Below are 23,244 nucleotides of genomic sequence, written 5' to 3'. Positions count from 1 at the left end.
ATACTTAACAAGCTGTCAAATGCAAAACAAAGCTGCATCAACTCCGCCGATAAAAGACAGTATTCTTCCCACAGGAAAAGTATATGATATGAATATAGGGGAAATAAAAAAACAGATGCATTTGCAATCCCGTATAGAAGCATCAGAGGATAATAGCTACCCTATCTACAATTACACAATACACGATGTAGAGGTAGCTTTACCTATTATCGCTGAGGGATTAAAAGAAAAAGGGTTCATTCAACTGGAACAACCTGTATTTGAGGAGAAGATAAAAACAATATTCGGAAATATATTTCACGGAAATAATCATAAAGTAAAACTGAGAACGAAGTTCAATACCATTTTCGTTGACTCAACATCCACAAATGAGAATGAGTTTGACTATACAATAGAGAATGTTTTCGTTTCCAAAGAATATAAGTTTATTACCTATGTACCCTTAATTGGAGATTTTGTTGAATTCACGGATAGCAATCATTATAAAATAGAAATCAATCCTCCTCTAATCGCGCGCAACAAATACCTCTTCAACAATAGCCAATCAGATCTCGCTTACCTTCTCGCTGAAGATACACTCTTCCTCAAAACGCTGGTCAAATCATTTGGCTATACCAAAGAAGAAAAAATAAACACGCTGGCAATGAACGACTACCTCGATCTTGATAACAATCATATGCCAACAGTGGGAGAGATCATCTTTGTAAAAAACGCAGAAGGCGTATTAGAAATAAAGCAGGAACTACTACAATGGGTTTCGGATCATACCCACGCAAATGATAATACATTGCTTCAGGCGCTGGCGCAATACGCCTATTCTTTATACGACAATAGCAGCAACAACATCTTCGCCAATAATCCCTTCGAAATATTTTCGCTGGATGAAAAAAGAAAAATTGCGGCTTATATCGCCAATATCTATGAACCGCTTCATCACAGGCTTGCTCCTCAAAATCCCGGGATGTGGCCGGTTTCAACGGTGCTGGAAAATATACTTAACGAGGATAAGGGGCTGGCTGATTTTCTCAAACAGCATCTCTATTTTTCATTGCCTGCGTTAAAGCAGGAACTGGAACCGGCTGATTAAATACATTACTTCCACTCCGTCCGGTATAACATAATGGTTTATGAGAGATAATAACCGGGGATATAACTACTACGCCGGGGAATTATCCCCGGCGTAGCTATCATTTAAGGTTCTTTCTTTTCTATCTTCTGTTTCTGATACTCTTCAAACGATTGTTTTATATAAAGTAACAGATCATAATCGGAAGCTGAATTTAAAAACTGGTATCCCGGTCTGTATTTATACATAAACGAATCCAGTTCCGGACTCTGTAGCTTAGTCATTCTTCCTACAAGCTCAGGAGAGTAGCGATAATCAATGAATTTTTCTTTCTCCCAGTAAAGCAGCTGTTCATGAAACTGTTCTTTTCTTTTACGCACTTTACTCGGCACTAGATAACTTAAAGCCGTAATAGGGTTTGCCGGTAAGGTTTTAAGTACATCCATAGCACCCGGCTTACGGTAGTCAAAGTAGCGCCCATACTCATCCCGCAGCGCCATAGAGTCGTTGCGGTAGTTCTTACCACGTATATTTACACCCTGCAGTTCAAATAACCGCTTCTGCATATACACGTCCTGGGAAGATGACATTCCCGGAACAAGCATCATTTTCGGCGTATAGCTCAACATGGAAAATTCAAGGGTATCCCCCGGCATGGCTTCAATATAAAAACGGCCACTTTCATTACTTAATGTGCCCGTCATGGTCCTCTTGTTAACAATAGAAACAAAAGGTAATCCCGTTTTGGAATCCTGATCCGCCACCATACCGGACAAACGCACCTGTGCGAAGGTTCCTTGTATGCCAATGAAAAAGAAAAAAAACAGTGCTCCGATATATGCTGTAATACGAATCATGAATATACTAATCCTTCAAATTTAATGTTCCACCCGCAAATGAAAAGTTAAAAAACAGGGGAAATGTAAGTGCTCAACGGCAAAATTATTAATTATCAACATTATAAATATCCCCCTAATTACTTATTTTTACGGTTATCAGTCATTTATCTTGTAAAAGTCATGCCACAGAAAATCATCTTTGCTACCCAACATTATCAGTATCTAAAAGACCGGATCCTGGCAATTACAGGCTCCACCTGGGAAAATGGGGAATTAGACATACGTGATTTTCCCGATGGGGAACATTATCACCGCATTTTGAGTAATGTCAGCAACAAAGAAGTGATTTTGCTCGGCGGCACCATCGACGATAAAGAAACACTGGAATTATATGATCTGGCCAGTGGCTGTATCCAGCTCGGAGCTTACTCCCTGACTATCATCATCCCTTTCTTCGGATATTCTACGATGGAACGCGCCGTGAAATATGGCGAAATTGTAAAGGCTAAAACACGGGCTGTATTGTTTTCATCTTTACCCAATACCTCCCGTGGCAACAGGATCGTGATGATTGACCTGCATGTGGATGGCATTACCTGGTATTTTGAAAACGACGTTCGCCCGGTACACTTATATGCCAAGGAATTTGTTATGAATACCGCGATGGAACTCGCGGCCGGAAAGCCTTTTGTACTGGCCAGCACAGATGCCGGCAGGGCTAAGTGGGTAGAATCCCTCGCCAACGACCTGCATGTACCGGCGGCTTTCGCCTTCAAACGCCGCCTCTCCGGCGATGAAACCGCCATTACCGCTATCAGTGCTGACGTAAAAGACAAAACAGTGATCATCTATGATGATATGATCCGCACCGGTGGATCTCTTATCCACGCTGCACAATCTTATCGTGATGCAGGTGCCGCAAATATCTTCGTTATCACCACCCACGGCATCTTTGCGGGAAATGGTTTCGAAAAAATCAAACAATCCGGGCTCATTAAAAAGGTAGTCTGCACCGATACCCATCCCAATGCCATCACCATCAACGACGATATGTTGCTCGTAAAATCAGTCGATCAGCTGATCGTCAATTATTTCCAGTCGCAACACTCCTGATCATCCTGTTGGCAGGCTATTTGTCACCCAGACACTTGTGAACCATGTAGCGGTAATTCCTGCAAATCGAAATGGCAGAACAGGCCATCTGCAAATCTGATAAATAATTATGCTTGATTTTCGTATAATCGAATACGGTAGTTGTGACTACCACACTATGACAGACCTTCGTAACGAGGTGCTTCGAAAGCCGCTGGGGCTCACATTTTCAGCCGAACAATTACAGAAAGAAATCAATGATATCTTCATTGCTGGCTTTACACAAAAGGATGATCGCGAAATACTCGCCGGTTGTTGTATTCTTACTCCTGTCAGTGAAAACACGGTACAGTTAAGACAAATGGCGGTATCACCCAATTTGCAGGGAAAAGGTATCGGCAGAGAAATTGTAATATTCGCAGAACAATACGCACGTAGCAACGGCTTTGATGAATTAACCATGCACGCCCGGAAAGAAGCCACTGGATTCTATCAGAAACTGGGATATAAAATCTGTGGAGAAGAATTTACAGAGGTGGGCATTCCGCACTACGAAATGAGGAAAAACCTGAATTAATTATTTTTTTGCTTCTGCAACCCATTGTAGAAGGCGTTTTGATTGTATTGTTATATTGATGGATAACCAATATAACAATAGACAGCATAGGAATCCTGTCAAAAAATTTTGTAACCAAATCTTTCATAATACGATGAGAAGCCATGTACTAGCCTGGTCGGGGCTGTGCTATGCCTTTTTCTGCTATACCTCCAGCAGCGCATACGCAAAACCCGAAGGGTATCTCACAGCAAAACAGCTGCAAGCTGATACCACTGTTCCGGTAGTGATTAAACCCGCTGCTGCTGATACCAGTGTTAAACCTAAACAGGATACCACGGTTCCTGTAGTTATCAAGCCCGCCACCGATTCCACTGTTAAACCCAAACAGGATACTTCCAAACCGGTAACTGATACTACCAAAACCGCTGTAGCTAAACCTAAAGAGGATACCGCACTCATCCTTCCTCCGGATTCTGCTACTGCAAAAAGTGAAGTAGGAAAATTCCAGCTTACAGGATCAGTGAAAGATGATAAAGGAACTCCTATCCCCGGCGCCATCATCCGGAACAAAACATCTAAACTAAATGCACAGGCAGACCCAACTGGTGAATACACCATCAAAGCAGCCATACGTGATACCATACTCGTCACAGCTCCTACCTTCGGTGAACAGTCTATCCCGGTAGAAAAAAGAGGTGAACTCAATGTTACACTGGTTCCCTCCAGTGCTACTAAAAAAGTATTGGGAGAAGTAGTTGTTACAGCGCTCGGCATTAAAAAGAATCCCCGCTCTGTAGGCTACGCCATACAGGAAGTAAGCGGCAATGCTGTACAGGAAGCAAAAGAAGTAAACTTTGTAAACGCCCTCACAGGAAAAGTTCCCGGTGTGCAAATCAGCTCAAACACAGGATCCATGGGCGGCGCCAGCAAAATCACCATCCGTGGTGTAAAATCAATCCTGGGTGATAACAATGCCTTCTTTGTGCTGGATGGTGTACCCATGATAAACAACGTAACAAACGATCCCGGTCAGCAAAACGGCGGTGGTGGTTACGACTACGGTAGCCCCATGCAGGATATCAACCCGGAAGACATCGAAAATATTTCCGTCCTGAAAGGTGCAGCCGCAACTGCCCTCTACGGAAGCCGCGGTGCTAACGGCGTTCTTCAGATAACTACCAAAAAACGCCCGGATACAGAAAGAGGAATCGGCGTTACTTATAGTCTTAATGCCCAGATAGACCAGGTAGCTGTACTACCCAATTACCAGAACACATACGGCGGCGGTAGTGCAGGAAAATTTGATACCCTGTATTACAACGAGCATCCGGAAGGCTTCCTGAATGAACAGGCAGCTACTTACGATGATAACAATGGCAAAGGACGCTACGACCTCATGCCGCAATACGCAGTGGATGAATCATGGGGCCCAAAACTGAACGGCCAGATCGTTCGCCCTTACTGGTCATGGGATAAAGAAAAAAACAATCCATACTTCGGTCAAACCGATACCTGGTCACCACATCCAAATAACGTAAAAGACTTTTATAAAACAGGTTTTACACTCACCAACAATATTTCAATGGCAGGCAGCGACGATAAAGGAAGCTTCCGCTTGTCATATGGAAACATGGATCAAACCTTTGTGCTCCCCAATGCCACCAACAAAAGAAATAATCTCTCTTTCAACGGTAGCTATGAATTAACAAAGGGAGTAAGGGCTGTAGCTTCCATGAACTACACCTCCTTAAAGGTAAAAGGCCGTCCGGGTACCGGCTTTACCGGCCCCAATCCTACATTGCAGTTTACCATGTATGGTCAGCGTCAGCTGGATATAGAAAAGGAGAAAAGGTATAAATACGATGATGGCTCCCAAATTACCTGGAACCGCCGGGCATGGGACAATCCAAATATCTCCTCCAGCAACGGACCATACTGGAACCGTTATATGGATTATGAAACAGATAGCCGCAACAGGCTCTTTGGATCTGCAGGACTGGATATAGACGCCACCAAATGGCTCTCCTTCTCCGGCCGCGTGTTTATGGATGATTATAGCACACTTGAAGAAGAAAGAACAGCAAAAGATTATGCGATAGGCGGATATATCAAACGCGTGAGAAGCAACCGCGAAATGAACTACCAGTTAACAGCAGATATCAAAAAAGATTTCGGTACAGATTTCCAGCTGAATGCAACAGTGGGTGGAAACGTGATGCATCGTAAATGGACCGTTACCGGTGGAAGCACCGTAGGCGGATTGATTACTAAAGATGTATACAACCTGCTCAACTCCGCACAACCGGCACAGGCCATAGATCAGTACTACGAAAAACAGATCAACTCCGTTTTTGCTACTGCCAACCTGGGCTACAAAAACCTGCTGTTCCTCGACCTCACTGGTCGCAGCGACTGGTCCTCTACACTGGTAAAAGGCAATAACCAATACTTCTATCCATCTGCTTCCCTTTCTTTTGTTTTCTCAGACCTGCTGAAAGAATGGAAATGGCTGTCATTTGGTAAATTAAGAGGTAGCCTCGCCGCAGTAGGTAATGATGCAGATCCATACCGGATCTATAACACATACGACTTCATTCCTCCTTTCGGCAGCAACCCGGTTATTCAGTTCTCTCCAACATTATACAATGAAGACCTGAAGCCGGAACGTACTACAGAAGTGGAAACAGGCGTGGAATTAAAATTCCTGGACAATCGTATCGGTGTTGATTTCACCTACTACAGACGCGTTACCAAGGATCAGATCATTACGCTGGCATTGCCCACAGCAACCGGCTTTACCGGTGCCTACGTAAACGGTGGTAGTGTGGAAAATAAAGGTATTGAAATAGGTCTGAACCTGAACCCCATCCGTCTGAAAAATGGCTTCCGCTGGGATATCAGTGCCAACATTGCCCGCAACCGGAACAAGGTACTGAACCTGGATATTGCACAGTATAACACCTCGCTGGACTTCCTGACTATCGGCACCGACCGCCGTACGCAGAAGGTATCCGTAGTAGGTCAGGTAGGAGAACCACTGGGAACCATTCGTGGTACTGACTATACTTATCTTAACGGCCAGAAAGTTGTAGATGCGCTCGGACGTTATGTACCCAGCGAAATCAAACCTATCGGTAACGCCTATCCCGACTATGTAGGCGGTGTTACCAACACCTTCTCTTATAAAGGTATTTATCTGTCGGCACTGGTTGACTTTCAACACGGCGGCGATTTCTTCTCCTACACTAACCTGTACGGAAACAAATCCGGTCTGCTGGAAACTACCGTAGAAAATGGCATTCGTGAAAATGGTATCATCGTTCCTGGTGTTACTGCAGATGGTCATGCCAATACCACAAAAATCAGCGCACAGGATCACTTCAACTACAACGGTGGAAATGTGATCAGTAAAGCTAACCTGTATGATGCCAGCTACGTCTACCTGAGAGAAGCCAAAATTGGTTATAACCTGCCGGAATCATGGTATAAGAAGATAGGAGCCCAGGCGGCCCGCCTGTCTCTCTATGGCCGTAATCTGTGGCTGATCAAATCCAACGCGCCGAATGTAGATCCATCCAATATCCTCAATTCCGCTTCCAATGTGCAGGGAATTGAAGGTGGTGCGCTGCCATCACTCCGGTCTTATGGATTAAACCTGAATGTATCATTCTAAATTTTGTGAAGATGACTAAAAAGATTTTTAAATATAGCAGCATCCTGTTCTTGTTGGCTTCACTGGCAGTTACCAGCTGTAAAAAGTTGGATGATATGAACACTGATCCAACCAGACCAACTACCGCTTCACCGGCAAACCTGCTTACAGGCGCCCAGAAAAGCACGATGGACATGCTTTACAGCGGATTACAAAACGGCTTCATCGCTATGAACTATGCACAGTTCTGGACTGGAAACTCCAGAACAAATGATAGCCAGTTCAATCTTGATGAAGGTAATAATGCCGCTTTCTGGAATACATTATATCGTATCTCATTGCATAATCTCGACGACCTGGTTAAACAAAACACTGCTAACCCGGGACTGCCTGGTGCAACTAACCAGAGTGCCATCGCCAAAATTACCAGCGCATGGATCTACCAGATTCTGGCAGATACCTATGGAAATATTCCATACACAAAAACCTTCCAGGGTAGTAGTAATATTACCCCCCAGTATGATGATGCCCAAACCATTTATAACTCCCTGCTCGATACACTGCAGGCACAAATAAATGTGCTGGATACAGCACAGGTAAGCTTTGAAACCGGGGATATTATTTATAACGGAGATGTGGAAAAATGGAAAAAACTGGCAAATTCACTGATGCTCAGATTGGCCATTCGTATGGTAGATGCCAACCCGCAAAAAGCCAAACAAATCATTGAGGCGCATTACAAGGATGCCATTAGCGACAACGGGGAAAATGCAGAGTTCGAATATCTCAGTACGGCACCCAATAAGTTTCCATATAACGAGTCTGAGCGCGCTATCATCGATTTCTCCGTAAGCGCTACCCTGGTAGACTACATGAAAAGTGTAAATGATCCACGTCTCAGCATCTATGCCCGTCCATCCACTATTAGCGATACTATTTTAGGTATGCCATATGGCTCATCCGCTTCAAATCCGGACAGGCTTCCTATAGACAACTACTCGTTTCCGGGCACACAGATCTATAGCGCAACAATGCCAGGTATCCTGATGGGCTACGCCGAAGTGGAGTTTATCCTCGCTGAAGCCGCGGCCAGGGGGATGAGTGTAGGCGACGATGCTGCTACACATTACGCAAAAGGCATCACCGCTTCCATTAACTACTGGCGCACGCTTACCAACAATTCAGATATTACCGACGCCACCATTCAGGCATATATAGCAAAGGTACCTTACGTGGCAGCCGACTGGAGAAATGTGATTGGTACACAAAAATGGCTGGCACTTTATCCACAAGGCTTCCAGGCATGGTTTGAAAGAACCAGGTTGCATTTCAGCAAACCCGGCGGACAACCATTATTCATTGCTCCGGTATCAGGTTCTCTGGACCCAAGCGTAACAATGGTGCCTTACCGGTTAACTTATCTGCAATCCGAACAAACACAGAATAAAGCCAGCTATGAAAAAGCAGCTTCCGACATCGGTGGCGATAAGAAAGGCACCAAACTGTGGTATAACAAATTCTGATACAACAATCAACTATAGCTAAACAACAATCTACCGGCGCCTGCATCTGCAGGCGCTTTCTTTTTTTATCCCTATTTATTTATCTTTAGCCCCACCTATATTCAGCGATTATGAGGAAAGTACTGCTAACAGTAGCCCTGATGGCTATTGCCCGTTTTGTATCGGCACAGGATGTGACACATGCCTACCAGAATTGGTATACCTATTTCGGCACCATGAAAATTAACAGCAAATGGGCGGTTCCGTTTGATGTGCAGTTACGTATCAGGGATGGTATCAGTAACAAAGGTCAACTGCTCATGCGTGGCGGTCTGCAATATTCTATTAACAAACAGGATCATATTTTATTGGGATACGCCTATGTGCCAACCTATAATGCTATCAGCAATACATGGCTACCCGAACAACGCATCTTTGAACAATATATCCATAAAGCAAAAAAACTGGATATGACGCATCGCGTCCGGTTGGAGCAACGCTGGGTATCACAACCTTCTGCACCAGGGGATCCACACGCTATCGGCAACTGGAAATATGGCAACCGCGCCCGCTATTTCAACCGCACACAGCTACCTGTCCGTCATAAAAAAGCAGCCACACCATTCTATGTGGCCTTACAGGACGAAATCTTTTTAAATCTCTGGGGAAATGATATCAGCAACCTGCTGTTCGATCAGAACCGCTTCCTGGTGGCCTTTGGATATCAGTTCAATGCCAACCTCAAAGCAGATATAGGCTACATGAACCAGCTGATCCAGGTTACCTCGGGCGCTAAAACCATGAACCACATCCTGCATTTCAGCGTATTTCAGAACATCAACCTGTAACGCTGCAAACCATTACTGGTAATTACTAAATTTCGATTTAAGTATTCCCGCGAAATTGCGGTAGGCTTCCTCTGTCTGGAAAGCGCTGGTAGGAATGAGAAAGAAGGTTTTCTTATCACGATAGAGGAAGAAGAATTTTTCAGTTTCCACTACCCGGGAAAAATTACTCCAGCTGATATTCCGCGGATGGTCACTCCCGCGGGTGGTAATCAATAACCCTTCATCAGAATACTTCAGATGTATACTGTCTTTAAAAGTAGCTGCCTTATTATAAATGGAAACGGGTAACAGGTACCAGAATACCCAGCCAAGCACCAGTATCATGATAACAATACCAGTGAGTGCACCAGTGGTAACCACGCTGAAAAAATAACCCGTTAAAGTAGCAAGTAATAAGATGATAAGGGTATTGCGGAAGACTTTAATCTCGCCTCTTCGCATAAAATGATAGCGCAATGCATGCAACACATCCCCTTTATCGTAGTTAAACTCTAAATGCATTATCGCCTGGCAAAACTATTTTATCTGTTAACTGAAATCGACATAGGATTATCCATTTCATCACGCACAGTAACAGGTGCTTCCTTCTTCCGGCCGCGTTTTACATTAGACAGATCGTCCTCGCTGAATCCGGGGAAGTTCTTCTTGATGAACAGAAAATATTGTTGCAAGGTTTTTGGATCTACCTTGAAAGGAAAAGCCAGCTCCTTACCACTTCCTTTGAGGAAGTCGTTTGTATTTAACTTGGTTTCGTTTTGTAAGTACCACTTGTATAAATCCACAATAGCTTTCTCCAACTCTGCTTCATCCACTTTCTCTGTTGTCTCTACCCGCGGAAACATTAACACAAACTCTTCTACCCTTACAGGTTTTGCATTATTTGTGTTTTTGGCGTTATTACGGTTATCGTTGTTGTCTCCGTTTTTATCACCATTATTATCCCCGTTCTTGAAACCAGTGCTGGCATTTGCTGATGCGGCTGCGGCCAAAACTACCAACAGCATTAACAACAGCTTTTTCATAAGGTGTCAAATTTTCGAGTCTAAAAATACAATTATATTTTGAGATTTCTAGTAGATTCCAAAATATGCGTAAAAACCCCTGAAAAAAACAAAAGCAATGGGCGAACCATTGCTTTCGAGAGTCATTTACAGTGCATGATGAATCACGCGGTGTAGGAATATTTGGTTTTTCATAGGACAGTAACCATAATAAAAATTAATACAATAACAAATATAATAAAATTATATCGTGAGTCAGGCGAAAGATTAAATATTAGAAATAATAAAATATTTTGAGAAATTTTTTAAAAAGACGCAATAAAATCAATCTTTTTAGAAAAAAATCAAATAGAAAAATATGTGATAAAGAATAAGGACTTAAATATCGTCCGGAGAAGAGAGGAAAAATCGGGCGTTTTTTGAAAAAAGTAAGGGCGCCTAGAAAAGCGCCCTCAATTTGTTACTATCCTATGAAAACCCTATTTGAATACAAAGGTAAGGGCATGTTATTTTTCTTTGAAATTTTAGAGGCTAAATAACATATCATTAACAAGAAGTTGCAACATCAATCAGCTGCAACCCATGCTGGTACCACAATTCAAACATTTATAGCAAGTTCCCGAACGTACCGTGATATGCCCGCAGGTATTACATGCAGGTGCATCACTTTGCATACTTTTCAGGTAATCCTGCGTACCACTTTCCTGCTGAAACGCAGTAGCCGCCTGCTTTTTGGGAACACGCGGCGCAGCCTGCCCGCTATTACTTACCCGCCCCGGCAATGGAGCCTCCGCGTCCTCATCCGCATCCCCTTCACCCGTATTACCGGGTGCGTCAAGCACATGCACCAGGTCCGTACGCCCCAGGTACTCGTATCCCAATACCCGGAAAATATAATCAATCAGTGAGGTGGCCGATTTAATATTGGGATGATCTACCATCCCGGCCGGCTCAAACCGCGTAAATACAAACTTATCCACAAACTCCTCCAACGGAACCCCATATTGCAAACCCACAGAAACCGCAATGGCAAAACAGTTCATCAAACTCCGTAAAGTAGAGCCCTCTTTCGCCAGATCAATAAATATCTCTCCCAACGTACCATCATTATATTCTCCGGTACGCACAAAAATCACCTGGCCCCCCACATTCGCCTTTTGCGTAAATCCACCCCGTTTGGATGGCAAACTTTGCCGCTCTACAATCCTCGACAACTGACGCTTCAATGTTGTGTCCCTGCTGGCCAGCATGCGCTTGTTCACTTCTTCCAGCAACTCATCTATCGTCAGCTGTTGCAAATCCTGCCCGGTTACAGGCTCGGTTACAGCCTCCACCTTTTTCTTTTTATCGCTCTTGTTACTCAAAGGCTGACTTAACTTACTACCATCCCTGTACAAAGCACAGGCTTTCAACCCAAGCTCCCAGCTCAGCTTGTAAGCGTCCGCAATTTCATCCACAGTCGCCTCGTTCGGCAGGTTAATGGTTTTGGAAATAGCCCCGGAAATAAAAGGCTGCACCGCCGCCATCATCCTGATATGGCCATGCGCATGTATGTACCTCTCTCCATGCTTGCCGCACTTATTGGCGCAGTCAAACACCGGCAAATGAGCCTCCTTCAGGTAAGGCGCGCCCTCTACGGTCATTGTTCCGCACACATAATCATTCGCCGCCTCTATCTGCTCATCCGTAAATCCCAAAGCATGCAACAGGCTGAACTCAAGACTGTAATATTCCTCCGCCTTAAATCCTAACCGCTGCAAACATTCTTCTCCCAACGTGTAAACATTAAATACAAATGATATATCAAAAGAAGAAGAAACAGCAGTATCCAGCTTCTTCAGCTCTTCTCCCATAAACCCCTTCTCACTCAGTGACTGATGATTAATATAAGGCGCCCCGGCAAAATTGCCGGTACCCTTTGCGTAATCCACAATCGCCTTTATTTCATGGGAAGAATATCCCAGGTTTTGCAACGCCGTAGGGATAGACTGGTTAATAATCTTAAAATAACCGCCACCAGAAAGCTTTTTGAATTTCACCAATGCAAAATCAGGCTCCACACCAGTCGTGTCACAATCCATCACCAGGCCGATAGTGCCGGTAGGTGCAATCACCGTTGCCTGCGCATTGCGGTAACCATATTGCTCTCCCAGTTTCACCGCCTCATCCCAGGCCTTAGTGGCCGACTTTAACAAATAATCCGCGCAATACCGCGCGTCAATGCCTTTGGGTCTTATTTCCAGTCCATCATATGCATCAGATGCATCATACGCTGCCGCCCGGTGATTCCGCATCACCCGCAACATATCCTCCCTGTTTTCCTCATACCGTGGAAAGGCGCCCAGGTGTGCAGCCATCTCCGCAGATGTTTTGTAGGCAATCCCCGTCATGATAGCAGATATCGCCCCCGATATACCACGCGCCTCCTCACTGTCGTACGCAATACCACTCACCATCAGCATGGAGCCCAGGTTAGCATACCCCAGCCCCAACGTGCGATACTCGTAACTGAGCTGCGCCACCTCTTTAGATGGGAACTGCGCCATCAGTACGGAAATCTCCAGCACTACCGTCCATAATCTCACGGTATACTCAAAGCCCGGCACGTCAAACAGGTTCTTTTCATCATTAAAAAAACGCCTGAGGTTCACAGACGCCAGGTTACAGGCTGTATTATCAAGAAACATATACTCCGAACACGGATTGGAGGCGTTAATACGCCCGCCCTGCGGACACGTATGCCACTCATTGATAGTAGTATCATATTGAGTACCCGGATCTGCACAACGCCAGGCTGCATAGGTAATCTGGTCCCAGAGATCCTTTGCCTTTACGGTTCTTACGGTTTTACCGGTACTCCTGGCCTTCAGCTCCCATTCACCATCTGCTTCCAGTACCCGGAAAAAAGAGTTCGGCACCCGCACGGAGTTATTGGAATTCTGACCGGATACCGTTTTATATGCATCTCCCTCATAATCAGAAGAATACCCGGCGGCAATCAGCGCTGCCACCTTCTTTTCTTCCTCAACTTTCCAGTTCACAAACTCCATGATCTCCGGGTGATCAAGATCCAGGCACACCATTTTTGCCGCCCTCCTGGTGGTACCACCCGACTTAATAGCTCCCGCTGCCCGGTCACCGATCTTCAGAAAGCTCATTAATCCACTGGAAGTTCCGCCACCACTAAGCTTTTCCCCATCTCCCCGGATATGCGAAAAATTAGTACCAACGCCTGAACCATATTTAAAGATGCGCGCTTCCCGCATCCATAAATCCATTATTCCACCTTCATTCACCAGGTCATCATTTACACTTAATATAAAACAGGCATGAGGCTGAGGCCGCTCATAGGCAGAGGTAGATTTTTCCAGGGTACCTGTGTGCTGCTCTACATAATAATGCCCCTGCGGCTTGCCTTTAATACCATAGCTCTCAAATAAACCAGTATTGAACCACTGCGGGGAGTTAGGCGCACATGATTGGTTGAGCATGCTGTAGGTCAGTTCCTCATAGAACACCCGGGCATCTTCTGCAGAAGCGAAATAGCCGTATTTTTCTCCCCAGGCACGCCAGCAGTTGGCCATACGATGTACCACCTGCTTCACAGAAGTTTCTCTCCCTGAAGTTCCATCAGCTTGCGGCACCCCGGCTTTGCGGAAATATTTCTGCGCCAGGATGTCGGTAGCAATCTGCGACCAGCCTACCGGTACTTCCACGTTGTTCATTTCGAATACTACGTCGCCACCAGGATTACGGATCACAGAGGAGCGGAGCTCATACGCAAACTGATCGTAAGGACTCACACCTTCTTTCGTAAAATGGCGGGAAAACGCAAGCCCATTCTTACTATTGACTGGATTTTTCATGCCCGTAAATTTTTCTTAGATGATATAAATGAGTTAGTATAGCGGAGTACTCTAAAATTAATTTTAAAATGCCTGGAGCGACTCATTTATTTTGCACAGATTGTGGATAATTGCGCAAACAGTTTGCCAACACGTTTGTTATAGAGCCAAAAGAAATCCGGCTTAAAATTTGTCATTAACAAAACGTTTACAGTTCTGTCACACATAATCAGCTAGGTATCATGAAGTTCATGAATAGAAAATGAATTGAATGCATATTTATTTAGCAATGTGTGTTATTAATAAAAATATTATACATTTGCGACAACCGGAACAATGCGCTATTGATGTACAATAACATATACACTTCGTTCATCGAAAGAAAGGCTAAAAAGGAAAAGGCATTCGCGGTTTTAATTGATCCGGATAAGGTGACACCTGCCGGAATCATAGAGATTGCTGATAAATGCACTGCTGCCAAAGTTGATTATATCTTCCTTGGAGGTAGTCTGGTGATTTCTGATCACCTTGATGAATGCGTACAACAGCTGAAAGCCAGCTGCAACATTCCCGTTGTATTATTTCCCGGAAGCCCTTCTCAGGTATCAAAATATGCCGATGCCTTACTCTATCTGTCTGTAATTTCCGGCAGAAACCCCGAATTACTGATCGGTCAGCATGTAGTATCTGCTGCTGCCGTGAAGAAAAGCGGACTGGAAGTAATTTCAACCGGTTACATGGTAATCGACGGCGGAGCACCCACAACTGTTTCTTATATCAGTAACACCATGCCTATCCCGGCAGACAAGGCAGATATTGCCATGTGTACCGCAATAGCAGGGGAAATGCTGGGAATGAAAGTGATTTATATGGATGCCGGCAGCGGCGCCCGTGTACCTATCACAGAAAGTATGATCAGCCGGGTGGCTAGCCAGGTACAGGCTCCTATTATCGTTGGAGGAGGTATCAGGGATGCAGAAAAAGCTTACCTGAACTGTAAAGCAGGCGCGGATATTCTCGTAGTGGGTAATGCTATTGAGAAAGATCTCTCTCTCATCAAGGAACTGGCAGATGCGGTGCATTCTGTTCCCGTGAAAGCATAAAACAGATTTGACTTAAAAGATATAAAGCGAATGACAGCAGATATCCTGCTGTCATTCGCTTTAATAGCTGATCGCCAAATACTTACAGGCTCATCATTTCTTTAAACTTCACTGCCTGTCTGCGGCTTACTTCAATTTTTTCGCCTCCGCGCATTTCCAGCAACAGACCGCCATTAAAATAAGTATCAATTTTCTCAATCATCCGCAGATTCACAATATGTTTACGGTTTGCACGGAAAAAAGTACGCTCGTCCAGTCTTTCTTCCAGCGCATTCAATGATTTGAGGATCAAAGGTTTGTTGGTTTCAAAATATACCCGTGCATAGTTCCCCACACTTTCAAAAAGCCGGATCTCCTGCAGCTTCACAAACCAGCACCTGTCGCCATCTTTCACAAAAACCTGGTCATTCTCAGACAATAAATTACGGATACCACCGGATGCCGCCAAACGGTCCTTTTCATCCTGCTGATGCAGTTTGTGGATCGCATCTGCCAGCCGCTTGGGCTCTACCGGCTTTAACAGGTAGTCCAGCGCGTTGTACTCAAATGCTTTCAGCGCATACTCATCATATGCAGTAGTGAAAATCACCTGTGGTGTTTTTTCCAGCTCTGCCAGCAAGTCAAAGCCCGTTTTATCAGGCATCTGAATATCCAGGAACAGTAGGTCGGGATGAAGCGTTTCTATCTTTTCTATACCATCCTTCGCGTTCACAGCTTCTCCTACCACCACTATTTCCGGGTGATCTGCCAGCAATTTCTTTAACTCACTCCTGGCCAGGCGTTCATCATCTATTATCAATGCTTTTTTCATTGGCAATATGAAGTTTGGTTGATGATTTAATTGATTTAAAAATAATAGCTATAACCAGTTTATCCGGCTACAGCAGTTTATAACAAGTGATTTAGAGCAAAGGCATCACTACAGTAGCTTCTACCGTTTGCTCATCTTTATTCCTGATTTCAAAGGAAGCCCTGCTTCCAAACAAAAGGCTCAACCGCTGCCGGGTGCTTTGTAATCCAAAGCCATGCCCGTTCATATTGTTTTCTACAAGCTGGCCGGTGTTTTCAATGGTAATTACATGCTGCATACCTTTCAGGGAAGAGTGAATATAAACGAACCCGCCCCTGATGATCCGGGAAATCCCATGTTTAATGGCATTTTCCACCAGCGTTTGCAACATCATAGGAGGTACTTGTAACTCCAGCGTATCCGGGTCAATCTCATACTTTACACTCAAACGCTCCTCAAACCGGATATGTTCCAATGCAAGGTAATCCTTTACTATATTCAATTCGTTTTCCAGGCTCACCGTTTCCGCCTTCTCCGTTTGCATAGAGCTTCGCAGGATATTGGAAAGCTCTGTGATGGCAGTTCTTGCCCGTTGGGGGTTTTCATCTACCAGCGCCCGGATACTGTTCAGTGCGTTAAAAATAAAATGCGGATTCAGCTGCGCTTTAATCGTTTTCAGCTCCAGCTCCTTCACAGTAGCTTCCAGCTTTAACTGATCCACCTGCGACCGCCGGTTCCTTTCAATGTAGTGCCATATGAAATATAGAAACCACCAGATGGTAGTGATCAGGAAAGAACCTACAATCCCCACCTGGATGGGCGTATCCGATAAGTGCAACAGGTATATCCCAAAAAAGTAATATCCAATATACGATACCAGCCCCGATCCCGTCATTAACCCGATGAACAGCAGGATCTGGTTCTCAAAATTATAGTTCACCCACGCAAACCGGTGAATCAGGTTACGGAAAAAATGGGTGGCTATAAAACCGAATAACACAAAAATTACCAGATTCAGATAATAAGCCGCGTCCGGAGACGTTTTTCTGTAAACAGAAAAGGCGAAGAAAACATTGATCAGAAAATATGCCGACCACCCCAATATCTGGCACCACCAATATTTGTTTATTTGTTTAAACATTCAATCAAATTAGTAAACTTCACCTATATTCCAAAAATACCCTACAGCGCCCCCTGCAGAAACCTAAATGTTATAAATGGTGAATCAAAAAAGGTAAATGGCAGATGGCTGTATCTGAATGGCGAAATATCACGGAACTGTCCTATTTTCCTGTCATACTTACACTATTTACCACATATTTTTATGTATTTTTGTTACTTCATATAAACCCTGAGCCCAATTATGAATATAAAGGCAGGTCAACTGTTGAGCCAGATAGAATATCCCGCTGATTTGCGAAAGCTGAATAAAGAACAGCTTCACCAGGTATGTGAGGAGCTGCGTCAATACATTATTGACGTGGTAAGTGTGCATGGCGGCCACTTTGCGGCCAGTCTTGGTGTAGTGGAGCTGACAGTCGCTTTGCATTACGTTTTTAATACTCCTTACGATCAGCTGGTATGGGACGTGGGCCATCAGGCATACGGCCATAAAATTCTCACCGGTCGCCGGGAAACATTTCCTACCAACAGGAAATATAAGGGCCTCAGCGGATTTCCTAAAAGAGATGAAAGCCGCTACGATACCTTCGGCGTAGGACACTCATCCACTTCCATCTCCGCAGCACTGGGCATGGCAATGGCCTCCCACTATAAAGGAGAATTCGACCGCCAGCATATTGCAGTGATCGGCGACGGCGCCATGACCGCAGGTATGGCCTTCGAAGCCCTCAACCACGCCGGTGTGGCAAACGCCAACGTACTCATTATCCTGAACGATAACTGCATGTCCATAGATCCTAATGTGGGCGCGCTGAAAGAATACCTCACAGATATCACCACTTCCCCCACCTATAACAAGGTAAGGGATGATGTGTGGAACCTGCTGGGCAAATTACCTGTAGGAAAGAAATTTACCCGCGACATGGCCTCCAAACTGGAAGCCAGCCTCAAAGGCGTAGTGTCCAAATCCAGCAACCTCTTCGAAGCACTGAAGATGCGCTACTTTGGCCCCATCGACGGACATAACATCACCAAACTGGCGGATACCCTCCAGGATCTGAAAGATATTCCCGGCCCGAAACTGCTGCACATCGTTACCACCAAAGGTAAAGGCTATGCACTCGCAGAAAAGGACCAAACCACCTGGCACGCGCCGGGTCTCTTCGATAAAATTACCGGCGAAATATTCAAAAAACCGGTCACAAGCCCGCAACCTCCCAAATACCAGGACGTTTTTGGCCATACCATCATTGAACTCGCAGAACAAAACGATAAAATTATCGGCATTACCCCCGCTATGCCTTCCGGCTCCTCCCTTAAATTTATGATGGAGAAAATGCCGCAAAGAGCCTTCGACGTGGGCATCTGCGAACAACATGCGGTTACCCTCTCTGCCGGCATGGCAACACAGGGCATGCGCGTTTTCTGTAACATCTACTCTTCCTTCTTCCAACGTGCCTTCGATCAGGCCGTACATGATGTAGCCATCCAGAAACTACCCGTGATATTCTGCCTCGACAGGGCAGGACTCGTAGGAGAGGACGGACCTACCCATCACGGCGCCTACGATATTGCCTATATGCGCAGTATTCCCAACGTGATCATCAGCGCGCCCATGAATGAGGAAGAAATGCGCAACCTGATGTACAGCGCACAACTGCCGGAAAATGATATGCCTTATGTAATCCGCTATCCACGCGGACAAGGCGTAATGCCGGAATGGCGTACACCGTTTAAAGCCATCAAAGCAGGTACCGGCCGCAAAATCCGCGACGGAAAAGATATCGCTATCCTCTCCCTCGGACATACCGGCAACTTCGTGGCTGAAGCATGTAAAGAATTGATAGGAGACGGATTACAACCCGCTCACTACGATATGCGCTTTGTAAAACCATTGGATGAAACCATGCTGCACGAAATCTTCCAGTCGTTCGACAAAATAATTACTGTGGAAGATGGTACCATTGTAGGTGGTTTCGGCAGCGCCGTTATCGAATTCATGGCAGCCAACAACTATAAGGCAACCGTTAAAAGATTAGGTATCCCCGATAGAATTGTGGAACATGGCAAGCCGGAAGAATTATACCGCGAATGCGGTTATGATGCTGCTGGTATTGCACGCACCACCAGGGATATGCTGAAAGAAAAAATTACCGTCACTATTTAATAAAAGAATTTAGTTATTTAGCTATTTGAATATTTGATTTCCATAGAAATTGAATATTTAAATAGCTAAACTTTTTTATACCATGTATTTTCAGCTCAGGATAACGGAGATCATACGCGAAACACCCGGTACTTATACTTATAAGCTGGAAAATACATCGCCGGAACCACTGGAATACATCGCCGGACAATTCCTCACTTTTCTCATTACACTCAACAATAAAGAATACAGACGTTCTTATTCTTTTAGCTCCACACCAGGCGTGGATTCCTTTCTATCTGTAACGATCCGCGAAAAAGAAAACGGGGAAATATCACGTCACCTTATCCATACCTGGAAAGTAAATGATATCGTTACCGCACTGGAACCTTCCGGCCGGTTCACTTACGAAAAATCGGGTGATGCGGAGAAAGACATTTTCCTCCTGGCTGCAGGAAGCGGTATAACGCCCGTATTTTCGCTGCTGAAACAGATATTAACAACGGAACCCAATGCCCACGTTAAACTGATTTACAGCAACACCACCCCCGAAAGAACCATCTTTTATGAAGCATTGCTAACGTGGCAAAAGCGTTACCCGCAGCAACTGGAATGCATCTGGCTTTTCAGCAACGATCCGGATAGTCATCATACTTACAGAAGGCTTAATAATATTTTACTGGAACAACTGGTAAATACCCATATCCGTTACCACCGGGAAGATTCGCAATTCTTTCTTTGTGGTCCTCCCGATTATATGCGCACTATCCTGCTCACGCTTACCTTCATGGGCTTCGGGGAATCACAGCTCCATAAAGAAAACTTTGTGGTGAATACAGATACCCGGATCGCCAAAACACCATTGCCGCAGGATCACGACCTGAAACAGGTAATCATCCGCTACCGCAATGCAGAATACAAACTGGCTGTTCCCGGTAACCAAACCATTCTGAATTACGCATTGGCAAACGAAATATTGTTGCCCTACAGCTGCAAAGGCGGCGTATGTGGTTCCTGCACGGCACAGTGTGTGAGTGGTAAAGTATGGATGCCGGTAAATGAAGTCCTTACCGATAAAGAACTCGCCGAAGGTCTCGTACTTACCTGCGTTGGATATCCCGCAAGCGACGAAGTGATCCTTGAATTATAAAACCATATAATGTAAAAAATATTATCAGTCATAACGATCTGATATTATTTTTTAGTTGCTAAAATTTTGGCTAAATTATGAGGAAAATCAGGTGATGCGAAATGCCCCGATAAAGATTACTTGCTTATCGCTTTTGCTTGTTGTTATCTTTATTAACAGCTATCTCCTGTTTAAAAACGGTTTTCAAACATCTTCATTACTACTGTCACTCAGTATACTAACGCTTTGCAGTGTATTTGCCCTGCTGATTGTCGCCACATTCTTATCAGACAAACGTCCCCTTCAGTTCGAACATCTTTTTAATGAATACCCGATCCCTATGTGGATCTATGAAAAAGCCACCATGCGCTTTTTATCTGTTAACAATGCTGCCGTAGAAAAATACGGGTACGCCAGGAAAGATTTCCTGAACCTAACGTTAAAGGATATACGTAATGAAGAAGATATACCACTGTTGCTGGAAAATGCCGCAGAACGGTGCAATGGAGATGAATACAGGGGCATCTGGAAACACCGTAAAAAAGATGGTACCAATTTTTTTGTGGAGATCTACTCCCTTCCCGCGGTATACTATGGAAAAAATGCCCGCTTCATCATGGCCAAAGACGTGGATGCACAAATGAGGGCCGCCAAAGAAGCGCGTGAACTGGGCATTCGCTATGAACTGCTTGCGCAGGCTACAAATGATGCTGTATACGACAAAAACCTCGTAACAAATGCCGTTACCTGGAACCACGGACTACATAATCTCTTCCATTATAACAGCCACGATGAAACCGACCTGGTACAGTGGTGGCAGGATAATATACACCCCGCAGATCATGCCAGGATCATTTCTTCACTTGATAACTGCAAACGTACACATCTGAACTACTGGTCGGAAGAATACCGCTTTAAATGCGCGGATGGCAGTTATAAATATGTGGTAGACCGTGCATTCATCATGTACGAAAATAATATCCCATATCGCATGATAGGGATGATACAGGATATCGACAAGCTCGTAAAACAAGCCAGGCAACTGGAAGAACAAAATGAAACACTCAAGGAAATTGCCTGGATCAATTCCCACGAAATACGCCGGCCGGTAGTATCTATACTCAGCATTGCCGGCTTATTCGATAAAAGCAACCAGGACCTGCATCTCAACACCCAGCTCATGGAATGGCTGCATGAATCCACCCTTCAGCTGGATGAAATCATTCATAAAATTGAGCATAAGGTAAAAGCTCTCCAGTAATCACACCTCGTAAGGTATAAATTGATTGAAGTCTTCTTTTAACGACATATATAATTTCCGGAAAATTTCCATACGATGTTGTATGGTCTGAAAGTCATCGATAGGACGGTCGTCATGCACTACTGTTACCGGCGTGTTGGCTACCCTTTTAGCGCACTGCTTGATGTCGTGATGCATTTCATCAGCTACTTCACGTTGCCGCAGTAAACGGTTTTCAAAATGTTCAACCTGTGTCATTACATCCCGGGAAGCTTTGCTGAGCGCGATTTGTTCCAACCGCTCCCGCATCATTTTTACTTCAGTTCTTACTTCATTTGCTTCTTCTTTCCAGGAATTCAGCTGCTGGTGCAGCTCTTCAGTGGGAGTTGTGATTTCCATGGTGTATTGATTTATCAATTTAAATGATGATTAAAAAACTATTCATCATACCAAACACTGTTGTCAATATCCATATTAATTTACCAGAAAAGACCTGTTCTAAGGTACAATCTTTTTCTGTTCCACCCCTCACTTTTGCACTTCTTTTTACAGATAAATGCCAAACTCAGGAAAAAAACTCATCGCTTCCAGGATGCCGCCTGCACCCGCCCGCTGCGCCTGCAATACATTCGACATTCCTGCAGTGCGCGCTATTAATTCGGGCTCCGAATCACCTACTACCACTCCTTTGAATCCGGATTCATACATGGAATAATCATTCATAGAATCTCCGGCCACCAGCACCTTTTGATGTGGCAGTGCCAGCACCTGCAATAATTGTTTCAACGTAAACCCTTTATTTACGCCGGCAGGTAATATATCGAGGTATTTTCCGGCAGATAAAACCAGGTCGCATTGCAGCGATGCCGCTATTTCACGGGCGCCTTCAATATCAGTGCTGTCATTATAATAATAAGAACAACGGTATTGCTGATGTGCGTCCTGGTGCAGTAATCCCCTCACAGTTTTCAATGTCTCTCTCACATGATCACCAGGCCATTTGGCCGCAATGTGCGATTGTACCGGCTCCACCGCCGTCAATGTAGGCAGGTGGGTAATAGTAGCCCCTACATCTCCAATAATATATTCGGGCCGCGGCAAAGCATTATTCTCCAGTAACGACAATACACTTGATATGCCCCGGCCGGTTACAAACACCAGCTGTATATCTTTTTGTTGCTGCAATAAACTGTATAATTGTTCTTTATCTGCTGTTGTACCTCCTAAAAATGTACCGTCCAGATCTGTGGCTAATAACATGTGTTGTAGTGGCTTTTAATGATTTCAATGAATGCGGATGCCGATAAAAA

At 44.6% G+C, this 23,244-nt stretch carries 18 protein-coding genes; 10 read left to right on the top strand and 8 right to left on the bottom strand.

Annotated features, from left to right (window positions below; genetic code table 11):
• Window positions 1-19 precede the first annotated feature (19 nt).
• The gene (locus PV783_RS05140) at window positions 20-1,087 is read left to right on the top strand and encodes a hypothetical protein (protein WP_420987312.1); all 1,068 of its coding nucleotides are present in this window, start codon (window positions 20-22) and stop codon (window positions 1,085-1,087) included.
• Window positions 1,088-1,191: 104 nt separating this feature from the next.
• On the opposite strand, the gene PV783_RS05135 is transcribed toward PV783_RS05140, so the two are convergent.
• On the bottom strand, window positions 1,192-1,833 hold the full coding sequence (locus tag PV783_RS05135) for a carboxypeptidase-like regulatory domain-containing protein (protein ID WP_420987808.1): 642 nt from the start codon (window positions 1,831-1,833) through the stop codon (window positions 1,192-1,194).
• A 252-nt stretch (window positions 1,834-2,085) separates the two neighbouring features.
• On the opposite strand from PV783_RS05135, the gene prs reads away from it, so the two are divergent.
• The 5 genes from prs (at window position 2,086) to PV783_RS05110 (ending at window position 9,558) form a co-directional block, all read left to right on the top strand.
• A complete protein-coding gene (gene prs, locus PV783_RS05130) occupies window positions 2,086-3,018 on the top strand; it encodes a ribose-phosphate diphosphokinase (protein ID WP_079469790.1) in 933 nt (310 codons plus the stop codon).
• Between the two features lie 157 nt (window positions 3,019-3,175).
• Window positions 3,176-3,574 (top strand): GNAT family N-acetyltransferase, encoded by a 399-nt coding sequence (locus PV783_RS05125; RefSeq protein ID WP_235015920.1) that lies wholly within the window; start codon window positions 3,176-3,178, stop codon window positions 3,572-3,574.
• Window positions 3,575-3,707: 133 nt separating this feature from the next.
• Complete coding sequence (locus PV783_RS05120; RefSeq protein WP_420987311.1) at window positions 3,708-7,229, top strand: SusC/RagA family TonB-linked outer membrane protein; 3,522 nt, start codon at window positions 3,708-3,710, stop codon at window positions 7,227-7,229.
• 11 nt (window positions 7,230-7,240) lie between these two features.
• A complete protein-coding gene (locus PV783_RS05115) occupies window positions 7,241-8,731 on the top strand; it encodes a SusD/RagB family nutrient-binding outer membrane lipoprotein (RefSeq protein ID WP_079469793.1) in 1,491 nt (496 codons plus the stop codon).
• A gap of 110 nt (window positions 8,732-8,841) precedes the next feature.
• Window positions 8,842-9,558: a DUF2490 domain-containing protein gene (locus PV783_RS05110; protein ID WP_420987310.1), complete on the top strand. Its 717-nt coding sequence runs from the start codon at window positions 8,842-8,844 to the stop codon at window positions 9,556-9,558.
• A 12-nt stretch (window positions 9,559-9,570) separates the two neighbouring features.
• On the opposite strand, the gene PV783_RS05105 is transcribed toward PV783_RS05110, so the two are convergent.
• The 3 genes from PV783_RS05105 to PV783_RS05095 form a co-directional block, all read right to left on the bottom strand.
• The gene (locus tag PV783_RS05105; RefSeq protein ID WP_079469795.1) at window positions 9,571-10,059 is read right to left on the bottom strand and encodes a YcxB family protein; all 489 of its coding nucleotides are present in this window, start codon (window positions 10,057-10,059) and stop codon (window positions 9,571-9,573) included.
• Between the two features lie 20 nt (window positions 10,060-10,079).
• Window positions 10,080-10,580 (bottom strand): hypothetical protein, encoded by a 501-nt coding sequence (locus tag PV783_RS05100; RefSeq protein WP_079469796.1) that lies wholly within the window; start codon window positions 10,578-10,580, stop codon window positions 10,080-10,082.
• A 548-nt stretch (window positions 10,581-11,128) separates the two neighbouring features.
• Entirely contained in the window at window positions 11,129-14,425 is a 3,297-nt protein-coding gene (locus PV783_RS05095) for a vitamin B12-dependent ribonucleotide reductase (protein ID WP_420987309.1), read from the bottom strand.
• Between the two features lie 326 nt (window positions 14,426-14,751).
• On the opposite strand from PV783_RS05095, the gene PV783_RS05090 reads away from it, so the two are divergent.
• On the top strand, window positions 14,752-15,507 hold the full coding sequence (locus PV783_RS05090) for a geranylgeranylglyceryl/heptaprenylglyceryl phosphate synthase (protein WP_079469798.1): 756 nt from the start codon (window positions 14,752-14,754) through the stop codon (window positions 15,505-15,507).
• 82 nt (window positions 15,508-15,589) lie between these two features.
• Here the strand turns inward: PV783_RS05090 and PV783_RS05085 are convergent, their stop codons facing one another.
• Together PV783_RS05085 and PV783_RS05080 are read right to left on the bottom strand one after the other, a co-directional pair.
• On the bottom strand, window positions 15,590-16,318 hold the full coding sequence (locus PV783_RS05085; protein ID WP_079469799.1) for a LytR/AlgR family response regulator transcription factor: 729 nt from the start codon (window positions 16,316-16,318) through the stop codon (window positions 15,590-15,592).
• A 91-nt stretch (window positions 16,319-16,409) separates the two neighbouring features.
• Window positions 16,410-17,438 (bottom strand): sensor histidine kinase, encoded by a 1,029-nt coding sequence (locus PV783_RS05080; RefSeq protein ID WP_079469800.1) that lies wholly within the window; start codon window positions 17,436-17,438, stop codon window positions 16,410-16,412.
• Between the two features lie 222 nt (window positions 17,439-17,660).
• Here PV783_RS05080 and dxs point away from each other — a divergent pair, with 222 nt between their 5' ends.
• The 3 genes from dxs to PV783_RS05065 all read left to right on the top strand — a co-directional run bounded on the left by dxs (window position 17,661) and on the right by PV783_RS05065 (window position 21,955).
• Complete coding sequence (dxs, locus tag PV783_RS05075; protein WP_079469801.1) at window positions 17,661-19,586, top strand: 1-deoxy-D-xylulose-5-phosphate synthase; 1,926 nt, start codon at window positions 17,661-17,663, stop codon at window positions 19,584-19,586.
• Between the two features lie 82 nt (window positions 19,587-19,668).
• The gene (locus PV783_RS05070; RefSeq protein WP_420987308.1) at window positions 19,669-20,715 is read left to right on the top strand and encodes a flavin reductase family protein; all 1,047 of its coding nucleotides are present in this window, start codon (window positions 19,669-19,671) and stop codon (window positions 20,713-20,715) included.
• A 133-nt stretch (window positions 20,716-20,848) separates the two neighbouring features.
• Entirely contained in the window at window positions 20,849-21,955 is a 1,107-nt protein-coding gene (locus PV783_RS05065; RefSeq protein WP_420987307.1) for a PAS domain-containing protein, read from the top strand.
• Here PV783_RS05065 and PV783_RS05060 read toward each other — a convergent pair whose 3' ends face one another.
• Window positions 21,956-22,333, bottom strand: coding sequence for a hypothetical protein (locus PV783_RS05060; RefSeq protein ID WP_420987306.1), 378 nt, complete (start codon window positions 22,331-22,333; stop codon window positions 21,956-21,958).
• Between the two features lie 147 nt (window positions 22,334-22,480).
• Window positions 22,481-23,194, bottom strand: coding sequence for an HAD-IIB family hydrolase (locus tag PV783_RS05055; protein WP_420987305.1), 714 nt, complete (start codon window positions 23,192-23,194; stop codon window positions 22,481-22,483).
• Between the last annotated feature and the right edge of the window lie 50 nt (window positions 23,195-23,244).

The sequence above is a fragment of the Chitinophaga sp. CC14 genome, from assembly GCF_048957795.1.
Lineage (GTDB): Bacteria > Bacteroidota > Bacteroidia > Chitinophagales > Chitinophagaceae > Chitinophaga > Chitinophaga ginsengisegetis.
Note: the sequence above shows the minus strand (reverse complement) of the source record. Positions and strands in the feature narration are given on the sequence as shown.

Excerpts from the sequence above, each read along its gene's own strand:
- PV783_RS05055 (WP_420987305.1), bottom strand. The coding sequence starts at position 23,194 with ATGTTATTAGCCACAGATCTGGACGGTACATTTTTAGGAGGTACAACA.
- PV783_RS05080 (WP_079469800.1), bottom strand. The coding sequence starts at position 17,438 with ATGTTTAAACAAATAAACAAATATTGGTGGTGCCAGATATTGGGGTGG.
- dxs (WP_079469801.1), top strand. The coding sequence starts at position 17,661 with ATGAATATAAAGGCAGGTCAACTGTTGAGCCAGATAGAATATCCCGCT.
- PV783_RS05090 (WP_079469798.1), top strand. The coding sequence starts at position 14,752 with ATGTACAATAACATATACACTTCGTTCATCGAAAGAAAGGCTAAAAAG.
- PV783_RS05095 (WP_420987309.1), bottom strand. The coding sequence starts at position 14,425 with ATGAAAAATCCAGTCAATAGTAAGAATGGGCTTGCGTTTTCCCGCCAT.
- PV783_RS05120 (WP_420987311.1), top strand. The coding sequence starts at position 3,708 with ATGAGAAGCCATGTACTAGCCTGGTCGGGGCTGTGCTATGCCTTTTTC.
- PV783_RS05085 (WP_079469799.1), bottom strand. The coding sequence starts at position 16,318 with ATGAAAAAAGCATTGATAATAGATGATGAACGCCTGGCCAGGAGTGAG.
- PV783_RS05110 (WP_420987310.1), top strand. The coding sequence starts at position 8,842 with ATGAGGAAAGTACTGCTAACAGTAGCCCTGATGGCTATTGCCCGTTTT.
- PV783_RS05135 (WP_420987808.1), bottom strand. The coding sequence starts at position 1,833 with ATGGTGGCGGATCAGGATTCCAAAACGGGATTACCTTTTGTTTCTATT.
- prs (WP_079469790.1), top strand. The coding sequence starts at position 2,086 with ATGCCACAGAAAATCATCTTTGCTACCCAACATTATCAGTATCTAAAA.
- PV783_RS05070 (WP_420987308.1), top strand. The coding sequence starts at position 19,669 with ATGTATTTTCAGCTCAGGATAACGGAGATCATACGCGAAACACCCGGT.
- PV783_RS05125 (WP_235015920.1), top strand. The coding sequence starts at position 3,176 with ATGACAGACCTTCGTAACGAGGTGCTTCGAAAGCCGCTGGGGCTCACA.
- PV783_RS05115 (WP_079469793.1), top strand. The coding sequence starts at position 7,241 with ATGACTAAAAAGATTTTTAAATATAGCAGCATCCTGTTCTTGTTGGCT.
- PV783_RS05060 (WP_420987306.1), bottom strand. The coding sequence starts at position 22,333 with ATGGAAATCACAACTCCCACTGAAGAGCTGCACCAGCAGCTGAATTCC.
- PV783_RS05140 (WP_420987312.1), top strand. The coding sequence starts at position 20 with ATGCAAAACAAAGCTGCATCAACTCCGCCGATAAAAGACAGTATTCTT.
- PV783_RS05105 (WP_079469795.1), bottom strand. The coding sequence starts at position 10,059 with ATGCATTTAGAGTTTAACTACGATAAAGGGGATGTGTTGCATGCATTG.
- PV783_RS05100 (WP_079469796.1), bottom strand. The coding sequence starts at position 10,580 with ATGAAAAAGCTGTTGTTAATGCTGTTGGTAGTTTTGGCCGCAGCCGCA.